Annotated in this window: 18 protein-coding genes and 1 pseudogene; 10 read left to right on the forward strand and 9 right to left on the reverse strand. The window is 72.7% G+C overall.

Annotated elements, in window-relative coordinates; all coding sequences use genetic code 11:
- Positions 1-90 precede the first annotated feature (90 nt).
- A complete protein-coding gene (locus F9C41_RS02240; RefSeq protein ID WP_196279591.1) occupies positions 91-780 on the forward strand; it encodes a DUF998 domain-containing protein in 690 nt (229 codons plus the stop codon).
- Positions 781-866: 86 nt separating this feature from the next.
- Here the strand turns inward: F9C41_RS02240 and F9C41_RS02245 are convergent, their stop codons facing one another.
- Together F9C41_RS02245 and F9C41_RS02250 are read right to left on the reverse strand one after the other, a co-directional pair.
- The gene (locus tag F9C41_RS02245) at positions 867-2,222 is read right to left on the reverse strand and encodes a lysylphosphatidylglycerol synthase transmembrane domain-containing protein (protein WP_230689224.1); all 1,356 of its coding nucleotides are present in this window, start codon (positions 2,220-2,222) and stop codon (positions 867-869) included.
- Between the two features lie 114 nt (positions 2,223-2,336).
- On the reverse strand, positions 2,337-2,930 hold the full coding sequence (locus F9C41_RS02250) for a TetR/AcrR family transcriptional regulator (protein WP_230689225.1): 594 nt from the start codon (positions 2,928-2,930) through the stop codon (positions 2,337-2,339).
- A gap of 86 nt (positions 2,931-3,016) precedes the next feature.
- On the opposite strand from F9C41_RS02250, the pseudogene F9C41_RS02255 reads away from it, so the two are divergent.
- The 4 genes and pseudogenes from F9C41_RS02255 to F9C41_RS02270 form a co-directional block, all read left to right on the forward strand.
- Positions 3,017-4,582, forward strand: a pseudogene (locus F9C41_RS02255) (MDR family MFS transporter); the annotation flags it as partial.
- A 447-nt stretch (positions 4,583-5,029) separates the two neighbouring features.
- Positions 5,030-5,524, forward strand: coding sequence for a universal stress protein (locus F9C41_RS02260; RefSeq protein ID WP_230689226.1), 495 nt, complete (start codon positions 5,030-5,032; stop codon positions 5,522-5,524).
- Between the two features lie 88 nt (positions 5,525-5,612).
- Entirely contained in the window at positions 5,613-6,809 is a 1,197-nt protein-coding gene (locus F9C41_RS02265; protein ID WP_155384878.1) for a cytochrome P450, read from the forward strand.
- The gene (locus tag F9C41_RS02270) at positions 6,806-7,015 is read left to right on the forward strand and encodes a ferredoxin (protein ID WP_230689227.1); all 210 of its coding nucleotides are present in this window, start codon (positions 6,806-6,808) and stop codon (positions 7,013-7,015) included. The genes F9C41_RS02265 and F9C41_RS02270 overlap by 4 nt, the downstream gene beginning before the upstream one ends.
- A gap of 99 nt (positions 7,016-7,114) precedes the next feature.
- On the opposite strand, the gene F9C41_RS02275 is transcribed toward F9C41_RS02270, so the two are convergent.
- The gene (locus F9C41_RS02275; protein ID WP_230689228.1) at positions 7,115-7,861 is read right to left on the reverse strand and encodes a hypothetical protein; all 747 of its coding nucleotides are present in this window, start codon (positions 7,859-7,861) and stop codon (positions 7,115-7,117) included.
- Between the two features lie 148 nt (positions 7,862-8,009).
- Between F9C41_RS02275 and F9C41_RS02280 the strand changes: the two genes are divergently transcribed.
- Entirely contained in the window at positions 8,010-8,147 is a 138-nt protein-coding gene (locus F9C41_RS02280; protein ID WP_155384880.1) for a hypothetical protein, read from the forward strand.
- Here F9C41_RS02280 and F9C41_RS02285 read toward each other — a convergent pair.
- Complete coding sequence (locus F9C41_RS02285; RefSeq protein ID WP_155384881.1) at positions 8,128-8,469, reverse strand: hypothetical protein; 342 nt, start codon at positions 8,467-8,469, stop codon at positions 8,128-8,130. The two genes, F9C41_RS02280 and F9C41_RS02285, sit on opposite strands and share 20 nt — an antisense overlap.
- Before the next feature lie 4 nt (positions 8,470-8,473).
- Here F9C41_RS02285 and F9C41_RS02290 point away from each other — a divergent pair, with 4 nt between their 5' ends.
- Positions 8,474-9,436 carry a hypothetical protein gene (locus F9C41_RS02290; protein WP_230689229.1) on the forward strand — a complete coding sequence of 321 codons (963 nt, stop codon included), beginning with the start codon at positions 8,474-8,476 and terminating at the stop codon, positions 9,434-9,436.
- Positions 9,437-9,446: 10 nt separating this feature from the next.
- Here F9C41_RS02290 and F9C41_RS02295 read toward each other — a convergent pair whose 3' ends face one another.
- The 3 genes from F9C41_RS02295 to F9C41_RS02305 all read right to left on the reverse strand — a co-directional run bounded on the left by F9C41_RS02295 (position 9,447) and on the right by F9C41_RS02305 (position 11,617).
- Positions 9,447-10,418 (reverse strand): ArsR/SmtB family transcription factor, encoded by a 972-nt coding sequence (locus F9C41_RS02295; RefSeq protein WP_155384882.1) that lies wholly within the window; start codon positions 10,416-10,418, stop codon positions 9,447-9,449.
- Positions 10,419-10,589: 171 nt separating this feature from the next.
- Positions 10,590-11,186: a histidine phosphatase family protein gene (locus F9C41_RS02300; RefSeq protein WP_196279592.1), complete on the reverse strand. Its 597-nt coding sequence runs from the start codon at positions 11,184-11,186 to the stop codon at positions 10,590-10,592.
- Entirely contained in the window at positions 11,183-11,617 is a 435-nt protein-coding gene (locus F9C41_RS02305; RefSeq protein WP_230689230.1) for an NUDIX hydrolase, read from the reverse strand. The genes F9C41_RS02300 and F9C41_RS02305 overlap by 4 nt, the downstream gene beginning before the upstream one ends.
- An 82-nt stretch (positions 11,618-11,699) precedes the next feature.
- Between F9C41_RS02305 and F9C41_RS02310 the strand changes: the two genes are divergently transcribed.
- Both F9C41_RS02310 and F9C41_RS02315 read left to right on the forward strand, forming a co-directional pair.
- Positions 11,700-12,284 (forward strand): hypothetical protein, encoded by a 585-nt coding sequence (locus tag F9C41_RS02310; protein ID WP_155384883.1) that lies wholly within the window; start codon positions 11,700-11,702, stop codon positions 12,282-12,284.
- A gap of 3 nt (positions 12,285-12,287) precedes the next feature.
- Positions 12,288-13,712: a glutathionylspermidine synthase family protein gene (locus F9C41_RS02315; RefSeq protein ID WP_155384884.1), complete on the forward strand. Its 1,425-nt coding sequence runs from the start codon at positions 12,288-12,290 to the stop codon at positions 13,710-13,712.
- 6 nt (positions 13,713-13,718) lie between these two features.
- Here the strand turns inward: F9C41_RS02315 and F9C41_RS02320 are convergent, their stop codons facing one another.
- Both F9C41_RS02320 and F9C41_RS02325 read right to left on the reverse strand, forming a co-directional pair.
- Positions 13,719-13,964 (reverse strand): hypothetical protein, encoded by a 246-nt coding sequence (locus F9C41_RS02320; RefSeq protein ID WP_155384885.1) that lies wholly within the window; start codon positions 13,962-13,964, stop codon positions 13,719-13,721.
- Between the two features lie 118 nt (positions 13,965-14,082).
- A complete protein-coding gene (locus tag F9C41_RS02325; protein WP_155384886.1) occupies positions 14,083-14,559 on the reverse strand; it encodes a nucleoside deaminase in 477 nt (158 codons plus the stop codon).
- Between the two features lie 112 nt (positions 14,560-14,671).
- Between F9C41_RS02325 and F9C41_RS02330 the strand changes: the two genes are divergently transcribed.
- Positions 14,672-15,310 carry a nitroreductase family protein gene (locus tag F9C41_RS02330; RefSeq protein ID WP_155384887.1) on the forward strand — a complete coding sequence of 213 codons (639 nt, stop codon included), beginning with the start codon at positions 14,672-14,674 and terminating at the stop codon, positions 15,308-15,310.
- Positions 15,311-15,401: the final 91 nt, after the last annotated feature.

Here is a 15,401-nt window from a genome sequence, read left to right on the forward strand (position 1 = left end):
TGTGCCCGGCTGATCCGCTGCCGAACCCAGCCGATCGGTCATCGCTCGGCGGTGCCACGCGCGCGGTGCCGATGCGAGATGATCGACGGTATGCCGTCCGCCTCCCTCGCCCGAACGTTCGCCGCCGCCGGGTTCGCCGCCGTCGTGACCGGGGTGCTGGCCGTGTCCGCGCTGCACGTGCTGCCGCCGACGGCGTCGATCAGCCCGGTCCGCCGGACGATCAGCGAGTACGCGTACTACGAGACCGGCTGGGTGTTCAACCTCGGGGTGCTGATCCTCGCGGCGGGTTCACTGGCCGTGTTCGTGGCGCTGGCGTACGCCAAGCTGATCCGGCCCACCTCGCTCGCCTCGCTGGGGCTGCTGCTGTGGTCGGCGGGTCTGGCCGCCGTGGTGTACTTCCCGAAGCACGACTGGTCGGTCGGCCCGTCGACGCACGGGACCATCCACCGGATGGCGAGCCTGGTCGCGTTCCTCAGCCTGCCCCTGGGCGCGCTGCTGGTCACCGTGATGTGGCGGCGGGAGCGGCGTTGGCGGGGCAGCGTCTGGCTGACCGCGATTCCCGCCCTGGCCGCCCTCGCCTTCTTCAGTGTCATCATCGGCGCGTACCTGCTCACGCCGTATACCGGGCTGCCGTGGTGGGACGTGATCCCGCTCGGCTTCGTGGAGCGCGGCATGGCCACCTTTGAGGTGCTCACGGTGCTGGCGTTGGGCCGCTGGGCGTGGCGCGCGTCGTCCACGCCCGCCGACGGAGACCCCGACGCCACAGCACCAGGCCGGTGATCGCGAGAACCGCCAGCAGCGCCACCCCGAACAGCACCGGCGGACCCGAAGTGGCGCAGCCCGCGCCCCGCCGGTGACCGGCTGCGTCAGCCCGTTGTCGCGGTCGCCTTCGTCCCTGCTGCCGAGTTCGGCGGCGTCGCCGGGACCGCTGCCGTCGCCGGGACCGGTCCTGTCGCCGCTGACCCGGCAGCCGGTGCCGGGTCGGCGGTCGTGCGGCGGTCGGCCCGGCGCGAGAACGCCCAGGTGGTCAGGCCGGCGGGGATGACCAGCCAGCAGGACAGCAGCCGGTAGCCGAGCACGGTCGCCGCGGCGGCGGCCGGTTCCGCGCCCGCGGCGGTCAGTGCGGCGAGCAGGGTCGCCTCGATGACGCCGATGCCGCCGGGGGTGATCGGGATCTGCCGGACCAGCTGCGCGGCCACGTAGATCGTGCCGAGCTGGAGCAGGTCCAGCGGCAGGTGGAAGGCCTGCGCGACGGCGACGAGGCAGGCCAGGTCGGCGAGCCAGTTGAGCGCCGACAGGCCCAGCGCCGCGGTGCGGTGGCGTCGCGGCATGCTCTCGGCGACCGCGGCCACGTCGCGCAGCAGCTGCCCGAGCCGTCGCAGCTGCGCGTGGACGAGGCCGGCGCGGGTAAGCCGTCCGGAGTCGTCGGCGGCCGGGTTCGGGGCGGTGGCGAGGAAGTCGAGGTCCTCCTCGTCCACCGGCCCGTCGATGGTCAGCGAGGCGCGCGCCCGCAGCCGGTGGCGCACCAGCAGGGCGGCGGTCCCGGTGCTGACCGTGAGGACCGCGAGGGTCAGGACCGGCTGGTCCTGCCAGGTCGACACGGGTGAGGCGAGGAAGATGAGCAGGTAGCCCGCGACGTAGAGCAGTGCGAGCGCGATGAACGAGCTGACGCCAGACATGATCATCACGGCGGTCGCCGCCTCGCGGCTCGCGCCCCAGCGGCGGAAGCGCCGGAAGGCGTACGCGGCGGAGACCGCTGTGCCGGCGGGCATGCTGATCGAGAGCGCGGAGCGGGTGTACGCCAGCGCCAGCGCCCCGCCCAGGCTCGCCTGGACCCCGACGCCCTTGAGCAGGTTCGTCTGCTGGCGGGCGAACAGCGACATCGACAGGATCTCGGCCAGCAGCGCGACCCCGATCCAGGCCAGCTCGCCGTCTGCGACGACCGGTTTGATCTGGTCGACGCCGGGGATCTGGCCACTGACCGTCTGCAGGGCGAGCACGACCACGGCCACCGGCAGCAGTCTGCGCAGCCAGCGCCGCCAGCCGGGCGCGGACGGTCGGGATCCCTCCGGCGACGGTTCCTGCGGCACGGCGGGCGGGCGCGGCTTTCGACGCACCAGGGCCTGGTCCCGGGGTGCCGCGGCCTGCCGGCGCGGGGACCGGTAGGGCCGGGCCAGGCGTCGGCATACCTTCGGCGCGCTACGTCGGCGAAGTGCCTTCACGATCACGGACCATACCGCTCGCGAGTCGCTTGCCGAGCGACTCGTAACGCTGCACACAGCGCAAAGTTTGCTGAATGCCGATCACGGGCGGCCGTTGTCGGGGGACGCATGCGGCTACGCGAACGGTTCGGCGGCGCGGTCCAGCCCGGCCCGTACGGCGACGGGCAGGGCGGTTCCGCCTCCCTGCTCGACCCACAGGCCGAACACGGTCCGCAGCGCGGTCAGGAAGACGGCGGCGAGCACCCGGGAGCGCATCGGCTCGTCGGGATGGCCGGGGTCGCGCGCGGCGACCTCCACGGCGAGTTCCTGCTCCAGGGAGGTCTGGGCGGCGGCCTGTTGGGCGAGCAGGGACGGGTGGCGGCGCAGCAGCCGGGTCTGCGCGACCCAGTTCGGGTCGACCTCGCCGATCTGCTCGAAGTGGCTCACGGCCGTGTTGGTGAGCGCCTGCCAAGGAGGCTCCGCGGCGGGGCGGGCGCGCAGCAGTTCGAGCAGCGCGTTGACGCGCACCCGGTCGCCGTACAGGAGGGCGTCCTCCTTGTTGGCGAAGTAGTTGGAGAAGGTGCGCCGCGACACGTTGGCCTCGTCGGCGATGGCGTCGACGGTCACCGCGTCCAGGCCGCGCTCGACGGCCAGGCGCAGCACGGCTTCGTGCAGCGCCTGCCGGGTCGCTTCCTTCTTGCGTTCGCGCAGGGTCGTCGTCGGCTCCACGAGCAGGAGACGATACCGGCCGCCGTGGCGAAATGCACATCGGGAAACTTTGCACACTGCGCAAGTTGGATGCCATATTCGATGCCATGAGCAACCCCGGCCACACCCCCCGCCACCTGCGCATGGGCCATCGCGAGATCCTGGAGTCCCTGAGTGGGCTGCTGCTCGTGCTGTTCGTCGCCATGATCAGCTCGACCATCGTGTCGACCGCACTGCCCCGTATCGTCGGCGAGCTGAACGGCACTCAGACGCAGTACACCTGGATCGTCACCGCGACCCTGCTCGCCGCCACCGCGACGACCCCGGTCTGGGGGCGCCTGGCGGACATGTTCAGCAAGAAACTGCTGGTCCAGATCGCCATCGCGATCTTCGTCGTGGGCTCGCTGCTCAGCGGTTTCGCCCAGGACACCAGCCAGGTGATCGCAGCGCGCGCCGTGCAGGGCATCGGCGTCGGCGGCCTGCAGGCCCTGGTGCAGATCGTGATCGCGGCGATGATCCCGCCGCGCGAGCGCGGCCGCTACAACGGCTACCTCGGCGGTGTGATGGCCGTGGCGACGCTGGCCGGGCCGCTGCTCGGCGGCCTGATCGTGGACACCTCGTGGCTGGGCTGGCGCTGGTGCTTCTTCATCGGCGTGCCCATCGCGGCGATCGCCTTCGCGCTGCTGTGGCTGACCCTGGACCTGCCCCGAGGGCACCGGGTCAAGGCGAAGATCGACTATGTGGGCGCGGCCCTGATCGCCGTCGGCGTGAGCACGCTGCTGGTCTGGGTGTCCTTCGTCGGCAACTCGTTCGACTGGCTGTCCTGGCAGACCTTCGCCATGGTCGGCGCGGCGCTGCTCCTGCTGGCCGCGGCGGTGTGGGTGGAACTGCGGGCGGAGAGCCCGGTCGTTCCGATCACCGTGATCAGCAAGCGGGTTCCGGCCCTGTCCATCCTCGCCAGCCTGGCGGTCGGCATGGCCATGTTCGGCGGCTCGGTCTTCCTCGGCCAGTACTTCCAGATCGGCCGCGGCTACACCCCGACCGAGGCCGGCCTGCTCACCATGCCGCTGATGCTCGGCGTCCTGATCTCCTCGACAATCACCGGCCGTCTGGTCACCAAGTCCGGCAAGGTCAAGCCGTACATCGTCACCGGCGCGATCGTGCTGGTCGCCGGGTTCCTCGGGCTGTCCTTCATCGACCACGACACGCCGCTGACCATGATCAGCGTGGGCATGCTGCTGGTCGGTCTCGGCGTCGGCATGACCATGCAGAACCTGGTGCTCGCGGTGCAGAACACCGCCGCCATGAAGGACCTGGGCGCGGCCACCGGCTCGGTGACCTTCTTCCGCTCACTGGGCGGCACCATCGGCGTCTCGGTGCTGGGCGCCGTGCTGGCCAACCGGGTTCAGTCGATCATTGCCGAGCACCTGGCCGCGGCGGGCCTGCCCGCGGGCTCGGGCGGCGGCTCGCTGAACCTCAACGCCCTGCCGCCGGTGGCCCAGACCATCGTCCGGGAGGCGTACGGCGACGCGACCGGCCACATCTTCCTCATCTCGGCGGCCATCGGCGCGGTCGGCGTGATCGCCGCGCTGCTGCTGCCCGACATCGTGCTGCGCTCCGGCGCCGAGGCCCCGGCACCCGCGCCGACCGCCCCCGCGCCCGCCGCCCAGGTCCCGTCGCACGCCGACGCCCGCCAGCACGCTCCGGCCCCGGCGTACGGGCACGCTCCTGCCGCCCCGGTCCCGGCGGGCGCGCGCCCGCCCGCCCCGGCCCCGGCGTACTCCCACGTGCCAGACGCCCCGGCCGACATGCGCCCGCACGCCCCGGCGCCCGCTTTCGCCTACGCGCCGTCCACCCCTTGGCCGCCGCACGGCGACACCCGGATGCCTGTGCCGGCCCACGGCCACCCGTCGTACGTCCCGGCGCAGGCCGGCGAGCGGTCGCCGCAGGGCGCGCCGTCGTACGGCTACGCGCCGACCGCGGTCCGGGTGCCCAACGGTTTCGGGCCTCTCCCCGGCGACCTGCCCACCACGGCGGCGCACCCGCACGCGTCGACCGCCGCCGCGGGCGGATTCACCGAGTCCGCCCCGACGCTCCGTCGGGCCTGAGCGGGACCGGCCGTGGACCTTCCGCAGCAGCGCACCGAGCACTACGGCCCGGCCGCCGCCCCGTGCGCCTTCGAGCGCGGCACCGACGGACCGCGCGTGATCATGGTCGGCGTGGACGGCAGCCCGCCCTCGGCGCGGGCTGCCTCCTATGCCGCGGGGCTGGCCCGCCGCCAGCGCAGCCGCCTGGTGGTGGTGTTCGTGGGGGAGTCGGCCGGGCTGGTCGCCGCGGTTTACGGGCAGGCCGCCGTGGCGGCGCTGGAGACCGCCGAGGAGCTGGCCGCCGAGCTGCGCGAGCAGGTGCGCCTCGCGGCCGAGGAGATGGGGCTGCCGGTGACGTTCATGGTGCGCCGGGGCGACCCGTACACCGAGCTGCGCGCCGCGGCGGACGAGGTGAAGGCGGACATGGTGGTCGTCGGGGCGTCCGCGCAGGCGGGGCACCGGTTCGTCGGCTCGGTGGCGACCCGGCTGGTCAAGCAGGGCCGCTGGCCGGTGGTCGTGGTTCCCTGACCAGCCGGCCGGTCGGCCAGAACTCTGCCAAAAGGGTCAAACCCTAGTAACTTGGAGTGGTCCTGGGGGTTCGACGGGGGAGTCTCACATGTCCGACACGCTGGCCACGAACGTCCCGACCTACCCGTTCGGCAACGCGGGGCTCGACCCGCTGCTGCCCGACCTCGGCCCCGACGGGGTAGGGCGGGTGCAGTTGCCGACCGGCCAGCAGGCCTGGCTGTTCACCCGGCACGAGCACCTGCGCGAGCTGCTGCGCAGCGCGGACTTCTCCAGCGACTTCACCAGGCCGGGGTTCCCGCTGATCAGGCCGATCCCCGAGGACATGCCGCGCCGCCCGGACGGCTCGCTGATCCGGATGGATCCGCCCGAGCACACGAAGTTCCGCCGCATGCTCACCCCCGAGTTCATGATCAAGCACATCCGGATGCTGGAACCGCTGATCAGGCAGACCGTCGTCGACGCGTTGGAGGAGATGCGCGCCGCAGAGCAGCCCGCCGACCTCGTCGAGCACTTCGCGCTGCCGGTCCCGTCGATGGTGATCTGCCACCTGCTCGGGATCCCGTACACCGACCATGACTACTTCCAGGAGCGCAGCCGCATCCTGCTGGCCTGGTCGAGCCCGCCCGAGCAGGTCCGGGACGCGATCGAGGAGCTGCGCGACTACCTGACCCGGCTGATCGCCGCCCGCCGCGACTCACCCGGCGAGGACCTGATCAGCCGGCTCGCCGCCGAGCGGGTCGCCACCGGCGAGATGACCGAGGAGGAGCTGGTCGGGCTGTCCGTGCTGCTGCTCATCGCCGGGCACGAGACCACCTCGAACATGATCGGCCTGAGCACGCTCGTGCTGCTGGAGCACCCCGAGCAGCTGCGCCAGCTGCGGGAGCGGCCCGAACTGATCGACGACACCGTCGAGGAGCTGCTGCGCTACCTGACCATCGTGCGCACCGGGCTGACCCGGGTCGCGGTGGCCGACACCGACGTCGGCGGGCACCGCATCGCGGCCGGGGAGGGCGTCATCGCGCTGCTGTCGGCCGCCAACCGCGACGCCGACGTGTTCCCCGACGGCGCGGAGTTCGACCTGAATCGCGGCTCGCACCAGCACATGGCGTTCGGGTTCGGCATCCACCAGTGCATCGGCCAGCCGCTGGCCCGTGCCGAGCTGCGCATCGCCCTGTCCGAAATGATCACCCGGCTGCCCGGCCTGGCCCTGGCGGTGGACGCCGACGACGTGCGCTACCGCGACGCGGTCGTGTTCGGGGTGCAGCGGCTGCCGGTGACGTGGTGAGCGGACGGCTGCGGGTCGCCGTCGACCGGGACGCGTGCTGCGGCTCGGGCAACTGCGTACGCACCGCCCCCGAGGTCTTCGACCAGGACGAGGACCTCGGCCTGGTCGTCCTGCGCCAACCCGAACCGCCCGAGTCCGAGTACGCCGTGGTGCGCGAGGCCGCCTACAACTGCCCCGCCGCCGCCATCGACCTCACCGAACCCTGACCGCCGCGATGATCGTCCGACTTGCCCGGCAGGTGTGCGGAAGCGGACTCAAGATACGCACAGGTGCCAGGCAAATCGAGCGATCGAGAACCCGGGCGGTCAGGCCCAGGGCAGGCGGAGGGCTTCGAGTTCGGGGTCGGTGAGGATCGCCTCGATCAGGGCGGGCGGGCCGGCGACCTTGGTGCCCCACAGGTCCCAGTCCGACCAGGTCACCCAGGACCGGTCGGCGGGCCAGAGGTTGGCCGGCGAGCCGCTGCCGCGCTCGTCGTCGTAGAGCGCCGCCGCCTCGCCGAGCGGCCCGGCCAGCACGTGCGGCTCCTGGTCGGGAGCCGCGCCGCGGGCGATGTACGCGAAACAGGACGTGTCCGGCCCGGACCAGGCGATCAGCAGATCGAGCAGCCGCAGCCAGCCCTCCCGGTCCAGCGAGCCCTCACCGGGCGGTTCGATGCTGGCGGGCCAGCTCCCGTCCGGATGCGCGCCCGGCAGGCTGCGGAAGTCCGGGGGGCTGCCGGGCGGCACGACCGGCTCGTCGGTGCGCGCCGCGAGCTCGGCCCAGCGCAGCCGCCGCCACCCCGTCCCCGGATGCTGCGAGCGGCCCACGGCCCCGCCGGTGTCGACGACACCCCACTCGTCGAGGTTGATCCCGCCGACCAGCTCCGGCTCGACCAGGTTCGCGTCGAGCAGGCTGCGCCGCAGGTCGTGATGAGTGGTGAGGGTCGCGCCCGTCTCCCACTCGTACATCGCGTGCAGGATCCACACCGCGTCCGGCCTGCCACCGGGGTCGTATCCTGTCAGCGCGCCGTCCGGCCGCAGCTCGGCCAGCCAGTCCGCTTCGTCGAGAGCCACCTCGCGCCACCCGTCGCCCATGGCTCATCTGACCACAAGATCCACCCGTGCGCCGTGCGGCCCGCGGGGCGGATGTCGCGGCGACCGGCCATCGTGGACGCCACGTTCGGCCGGTGGACGCCCGCGCCGCGGTCGCGATACTGGACCGATGCCGAGAATTCTCGCCGACGCCGCCCCGCCGCCGGAGTACATGGGCCTCGGGCTGGCCGCGGTCTGCGTCTGCCTGCTCGCGGTCGTGGCCACGATCGTCCTAGTCGTCGTGCTGGTCAAACGCTCGCGAAAATGAAGCCGGCCAGCACCGAGGCGGCGTTCGCGGCGACCGCGAGCACGGCCAGCAGCAGGTCGCGCCGACGCAGCCACCAGGCCAGCAGCGCCGCCTCCGCGCCGCACACCACCAGCTCCGCGAAGACCAGGACCAGCGGGTACGCCTCCCGTCCGGTCCACGGTGCCAGCAGCCACCACAGCAGCGGATGCGTCGCCAGGTTCACGCCCAGCGCGCCCAGCACCGCCCGGCGCCACGACGCCGTCCAGCCCCAGCGCAGCGCGGCCGCGTACACGGGGATCTCGACGGCCAGCGTCAGCGCGAGCGCAGCCGGGTAACGGAGCATTCGGATGACGGTAGCGACCCTGCCCGCCCCGCGCACCCCCACTGCGCCGCGGGCGTCCGCCCTCGCGCTCGGGTTCGCCGCCTGCGCGGCCGTGGCGCTGGCCGCCGCGCTGCGCGCCCCGCTGGCGACCACGGTCCTCGGGCTGATCGCCTTCGGGGTGCTGCACAACGTGCTGGAGCTGCGCTACGTCGTCGGCCGCTTCGCGCACATCCTCACCGGACGGCTGCTGTGGACCGCGCTGGCGCTGGTCACCGCGATCGTGTTCTGCCGCCTGCTGGCGCTGCGCGGGCCGGAGATCGTGCTCTGCTACGGCGTGCTGGCCGCCGGGGTGTGGCACGCCGTGCCGCGCCGCTGGCTGCTGCCCGCGGGACTGGGTCTGGCCGGCGCGGCGGCGGTGTCGCTGAGCTGGCCCGCGTACCACTTCGTGGTGCTGGCCCACCTGCACAACGTGGTGCCGCTGTTCTTCCTCTGGGAGTGGTCGCGGCGGCTGGCCGGGCGTGACCGGACGATGTTTCGCGCCGCGCAGCTGGGCTGGGTGCTGGTGGTGCCCGTGCTGCTGCTGGCCGGGGTGTTCGACCCGCTGCTGGCCGACGGTTCGGCAGCGGTCGTGGAGTTCGCGGGCACGCCGCAGGCCATCGCCGCACCGGTCAGCCCGCCGGGCGTCACCGCCGGGCTGCGTTTCCTGGCCGTGTTCGCGTTCCTGCAGGCCATGCACTATGTGGTGTGGCTGGGCTTCCTGCCGCGCCACGCGCCCGAGGCGGCAGCCGCGTTCGAGCAGCGGGTGCCGTGGCTGGCCGGCTGGCGGCCGTGGGCGCTCGGCGTCGCCGCGGCGCTGGTGCTCGGCGTGCTGTTCTTGATCGACTACGGCCAGGGCCGCACCATGTACCAGGCGCTGGCCAGCTACCACGCGTACCTGGAGTTCCCGGTCCTGCTCGCGCTGCTGTTCGCCACCCCGCGGGCCGGCTGAGCCCGCGCCGTCACTGCTCGGCCTGGCCGGGCCTGCCCTCCAGCAGCGCCATGCCGAGCGGGGCGAGCCGGTGCTCGACGCTGTTGCGCCGCCGCTCGCTGTACACCAGCCCGGCCTGGCGCAGCACGGCCAGGTGCTCGCTGGCGGTGCTCGGCGACTGGTTCAGCCGCGCGGCGATGGAGCTGGTCGAGCCGCCTTCGGCGCACAGTTCGAGGATCGCCGCCCGGGTCCGGCCGACCAGCGCGGACAGCGCCTCCTGATGCCGGACGGCGAGCAGCCCGGCCCCGCGGTCGACCTGGTAGACCAGCACCGGCGGCAGCGCGTCGTCGATCATCGTGATCGGCCGGGTGTTGCGTTTGAAGAACGACGGCACCAGCACCAGGCCCCGGCCGCCCAGGTGCAGGTGCCGGTCGCGGGGATAGTCCGCGATGCGCAGCACGCCGTCCTCGAAGCTCAACGAGGGATGCAGCGAGTTGAGCAGCGCGGCGAGACCGCCGGCGGCGACCGCGCGGCACCGTGCGGCGTGGTCGGCGGCGAAGGAGGCGGTCACCCAGTGCCACTGCGGCCGGACCACGGTCTCGTAGTAGTGGCGGATGCCGGTGGTCAGCTCCTGCAGCGCCGCCGTGCGTCCCGCGCCGAGGTCCCGCGCCGAGGCGGGCAGTGCCGTCGCGCGACCGGCGGCGATGTGCGCCACGTCGCGGCGCAGCTGGCGCGGGCAGGTGTCGCCGATCGCCTCGAGCCCGTCGTCGATGCCGCCGCCGCGCGGACCCGGGGTGAGGAAGTCGGGAAAGTCGCCGTGGGACCAGTTGACGCCGAGGAACAGCTCGGCGCGCCCGCGCAGCGCCGTGCCGGCCCGCAGCGACTGCTGCGCTGCGCGGTGCCAGCCCAGCAGCAGCGGATCCTCGTTTCGCCGGGCGAGCAGGTGGGAGCTGAGAGTGATCTCCCACAGCGGATCCGGGGCGGTGACGATCCGCGTCTGCATGAGGTCGCGCGGTGTGAAATGGATGCAGAACACGACGATCCGCGACCCCTCAGCTCCGGTGCGATCCGCGCAGGGCCCGGTCCATGACTCCGCCCCTCTCCGACTACAGCTTTTACGCTCCGGGGCAGGGTAGTGGTTGTCGTGGATCGAACACCAGCCCCACGTCCGGGATCAGACGTGCAACTGCGGCGGGAAACCGGTCCAGCGCAGGCGTTCCGGCAGGTGCGCCAGGTCGTTGAACGACACCAGTGACGGCGGCCGCCCGGCCCGGTAGAGCAGCACGGTGATCCCGCAGTTCGCCTGGTTGATGCCGATCCACCGGGCGGGCGGGGCGTCCAGTGCGTGCCGCACCAGCCAGCCGATCAGGAAGTTGTGCGTCACCACCAGTTCGTGCGTGTCGTGCTCGGCGGGGGCCGTGTAGCGGGCCTGCGCGGCCTCGATCAGGGCCGCGCCCTCGGCGATCTCCGCGGGGGAGTAGCCGTCGAGGAAGCCCCTGGCGAAGGCGGGCAGCTCGTCCTCGGGCGGCACGTACGGCACGTAGTCGCCGGCCAGCGGCGTCTGCTCGACCGGCACCCCCGGCAGGTGCGCCGTGATCAGCGCGGCCGTCTGCGCCGCCCGGGCCACCGGGCTGTGCTGCACCGACGCGAACGGCACCGAGGCCAGTCGCGCGCCGGTCAGCCGGGCCTGCTCCCGCCCGGCGTCGGTCAGCTCGCCGTCCGCGGTCGCCTCGCCGTGGCGCACCAGGTACAGCAACCGGTTCGCGATCATCGCTGCGCCCGCAGCTCGGCGTACACGGGGGAGGCCAGGAAGTCGGTGATCGCCCGCGCCGTGCCCGGCGTGAACTCGCGCCCCTCGAACACCTGGTCGGCCGGCGTGAACACCATCGCCGCACCCTCGCCGAGCACCACGTCGTCCTGGACCGCCGAGGTCACCCCGTAGAAGTAGTGCTTCACCCGGTGGTGTTCGGGCACCGGCTGGACCAGGAACAGCCGCAGCGGCTGGTCCGGGCGCAGCGACGCCTCCTCCATCAGCTCACGCGGAGCGGCCTCCTCCGGCGTCTCGCCCGGCTCGATGTGCCCGCCGGGCAGGGCCCACATGTTCGGGAAGTTCGGCGCGTGCTCGTCGCGCAGCTGCAGCAGCAGCTCGCCCGCGCGGTTCACGAGCAGCACCACGGCCAGCTGTACCGGCATGTCGTCCATTCGGACCACCCTAGATCAACCTTGATCGGCTTGCGGCCCCCTGTCACAGTGATGGCCCACATCCGGCTACGGGGAGAGACACATGGCAGACGGCGTACGGCTCAGATCGCGCAACGTGATGCTGAGCGCGGCGTTCCTGGGACTGGCGGGCAGCTCGGCCGCCTGCGGGCTCGGGTCGGACGCCCCGGACGACCCGGTGTACCAGCCCAGCGCGGTCGACTACCAGCAGCCGTCGTACCAGCCGGAGCCGGTGGTCGTGCCGTCGCCCACCCCGGTGACGTCGCTGAGCCCGACGCCGGCGGCCAAGCCGTCGCCGATCCGCACGACCGCCGCCCCGCCGCCGGTCGTCGCGGAGCCCGTGTACGACGACGACACCTATGTCTTCTACTGCGTCGACGCCAGCGAGGTCATCGTCGACCCGATCGAGTGCGACGGCGACCGCGCCTACGGCGCCGACTGGCCCTATTACCTGGTCTACGGCGCCGCCACCGTGTTCCCGCGCACCCTGCGCGTCGGCCAGCGGGTGCCCACCGGCGGCACCCTGTTCAGCGCGGGCGACAGCACGGCCCGGTCCGACTGGGGCCTGCCGTCGAAGGTCACCAACGGCAGCACCGTGCGCTCCGGCATCGTCGGCGGCACCGGCTCCGGCACCACCGCGGGCAGCTGAGCGGTGCGCCGGATCCACCACGGCACACCGCGGCCCGGCTGGGCGGAGACCAACCGCTCGCTGGGCCTGGTTTTCAACGACACCGTGTCCGAGGACGGCTCCGTCGCTTCGTACTGGCGCGAGGGGCCGTTCTACGACTTCGACCTCGACGAGATCCTGACCCTGGAGCAGGCCGCCGCGACCCTGCACCGCATGTGCGTGGCGGCCGGCGACCGCATCGTCGAGGGCTGCCCGCGCACCGACCCCGCGGTGCGCCGCGAGGCCTACCTGACGTCGGTGTGCACCCCGCAGACATGCCTGCTCAGCCGAGCCGGCGTGCCGGAGTACGTGCACGAGCAGGTCATCCGCACCTGGTACGACAACAGCCCGCAGACCTGGACGCACGGCGACAAGGACCTGTTCGGCACGCACGCGCACACCCGGCAGAGCCCCGACTGCTCGCCGCACGTCTATGGGCGCTTCGACATCTGGTACGGCGGCCGCGGCACCACCCCGAAGCTGCTGGAGTACAACGCGCAGACGCCGACGTCGCTGCTGGAGGCGGCGGTCGTGCAGTGGCGCTGGCTGGAGGAGACCGGCCACACCCACCACTACGACCGCCAGTGGACCAGCGTGCACGAGCGCCTGATCGAGGCCTGGCGGCGCAACCTGGGCGAACTCGTCGCCGCCCGCCCCTGGCTCCCGCAGCGCCCCACCGTGTACTTCGCCTACGACGGCAGCGAGGCCTCCGGCGAGGACCTGATGAACGCGGGCTACCTCGCCGAGACGGCCCGGCAGGCCGGCTACCCGGTCGAGCTGATCGAGGTGGCGCAGATCGGCGTCGACATGGCCGACGGGCGCATCGTGTACGAGCCCAGCAAGGGCGCGCCCGCCACCCCGATCGACGTCATCTTCCTGCTGTACCCGTGGGAGTGGCTGTGGCACGAGGAGGGCGGCCGGCCCATCTTCGCCAACATGGCCGACCCGACCAAGCGCGGCACCGTCTGGATCGAGCCGCCGTGGACGGCCGCGCTGTGGTCCAACAAGGCGCTGCTGCCGGTGCTGTGGGAGCTGTACCGCGACGACCCGGTGCACCGCGAGCTGCTGCTGCCGGCGTACTTCGCCGACGAGCGGCCCGCCGACATGACCAGCTACGCCCGCAAGCCGATCTGGTCCCGCGAGGGCGCCAACGTGGAACTGGTCCGCGACGGGACCGTGCTGGCCAGCACGGGCGGCGAGTACGGGGACACCGGCATGATCGTCCAGGGCCTGGCCGAGCTGCCGACCTTCGACGGGCCGGGCGGGCCGTACCATCCGGTCCTGGGGGTTTGGATGATCGACGGCGAACCGGCCGGCATGGGCATCCGCGAGGGTGTCGGCACCGACGGCCTGATCACCCGCAACGGGGCCTGCTTCACCCCGCACACCATCGGCTCCCACCGGACCTGACGGCCGTCAGTCGTCGTCCAGGCTGCGGACGAACGCCACCGGATCCCTGCGGAAGAACTCCAACGCCGCCAGCGCCTCGCGCGACAGCTCGTCACCGGTCAGGCAGGCGCGGTGCGCGCAGGCGTCGTCGAACCGGAACAGCACCGACCGGGGGTCGAACAGGCCCGGCGGGAACAGCACCACGTCATCCGCCCGGCCGATGACCTCGCCGCACGCCGCGCACCTCGTGCGGCCCGGCAGGAACAAGGCCATCGGTCACACTCTCGCGTCGCCGGGCGGGAAAGCGCCTAGTTGTTCGGTCCTGCGCTCGGCGTCGTCATGTGAATACGACCCCGCCTTCGGCCTGCAGGGATACGGCTGGCGATGCCTTCTATGCGTCATGCTGTCTGCGGTGCAGGTCGCGCATCTCGGCGGCGAGTTCCGGGGCCGGGCCGTCGACCGGCACACCCGGTGCGATCTCCTGGATCGGCAGCGGCCGGACCGGGCCGGGCGGCAGGCCCATCTCGTCGCGCCAGACGGTGAGCTGCGCCGACGATGCCGCGTACACGATGCGGCCCAGCCCGACCCAGGCGTGGGCGGCCGCGCACATCGGGCAGTGCTCGCCCGAGGTGTAGACGGTCGCGGCGGCGCGCTGCGCGGGCGTCAGATGCTCGGCGGCCCAGCGGGCGATCTCGAACTCGGGATGCCGGGTCTCGTCTCCGGACGCGACGTGGTTGTGGTCCTCGAACAGCACCTCGCCGTCCGCGTCGACCAGCATCGACCCGAACGGCTCGTCGCCGACCGACAGCGCGAGTTCCGCCAGTTCGACACAGCGCCGCAGGTGCGCCAGATCCGTCTCGTCGACCACGACCACTCCGTTCGATGGGTGCCCTCAGGCAGCAGCGTACCGACCCGCCGGAACCCGCTCCAGCGATCATGAGGGCGGACGCCGCCGAAGGTCGCGTGGCAAGATCCGATGCATGGAGTTCAAAGAGGTGATCCGCCGCCGCCGGATGGTCCGCCACTACGCCGACCGGCCGCTGAGCCCCGAGGTCGTGGAACGCATCCTGGCCAGCGCGCTGCGTGCACCCTCGGCCGGGTTCTCGCAGGGCTGGGCCTTCCTGGCACTGACCGAGCCGGCCGACCGGGCACGGTTCTGGCCCTTCGTGCCGACCCGGATGGCGCAGACGCCCACCATGCAGCTCGCGCCGCTGGTCGTCATCCCGCTGGCGCACAAGGCCGCCTACCTCGCCCGGTATGCCCAGCCGGACAAGGGCTGGGAGGACCAGGCCGAAGCCCGCTGGCCGGTGCCCTACTGGCACATCGACACCGGGATGGCCTCGCTGATGATGCTGCTGTCCGCGGTGGACGAAGGCCTGAGCGCCTGCTTCTTCGGCATCATGCCGCAGCAGGGCCCCGACTTCGACGCCGTGACCGAGGTCCCGGCGCACACCGACGCGCTGCGGGCCGAGTTCGGCATCCCCGCCGAGTACGTGCCGATCGGCGGCATCTGCATCGGCTACCGCGCCGAGGACGCCCCAACCCAGGGCTCCCACGTCGCCCAGCGCCGCCGCGGCACGGCCGAGGTCATCCACCGCGGACAGTGGGGCGTGCATTAGGGCTTGTCCTGTTGGGAGCGGCGTAACCCCAGGCGAGCAACGACAGATCGAAGTTCCGGGGCCACTTGGGGTACCAACGCGGATTAGCCCC

Source organism: Catellatospora paridis (assembly GCF_009720365.1).
Lineage (GTDB): Bacteria > Actinomycetota > Actinomycetes > Mycobacteriales > Micromonosporaceae > Catellatospora > Catellatospora paridis.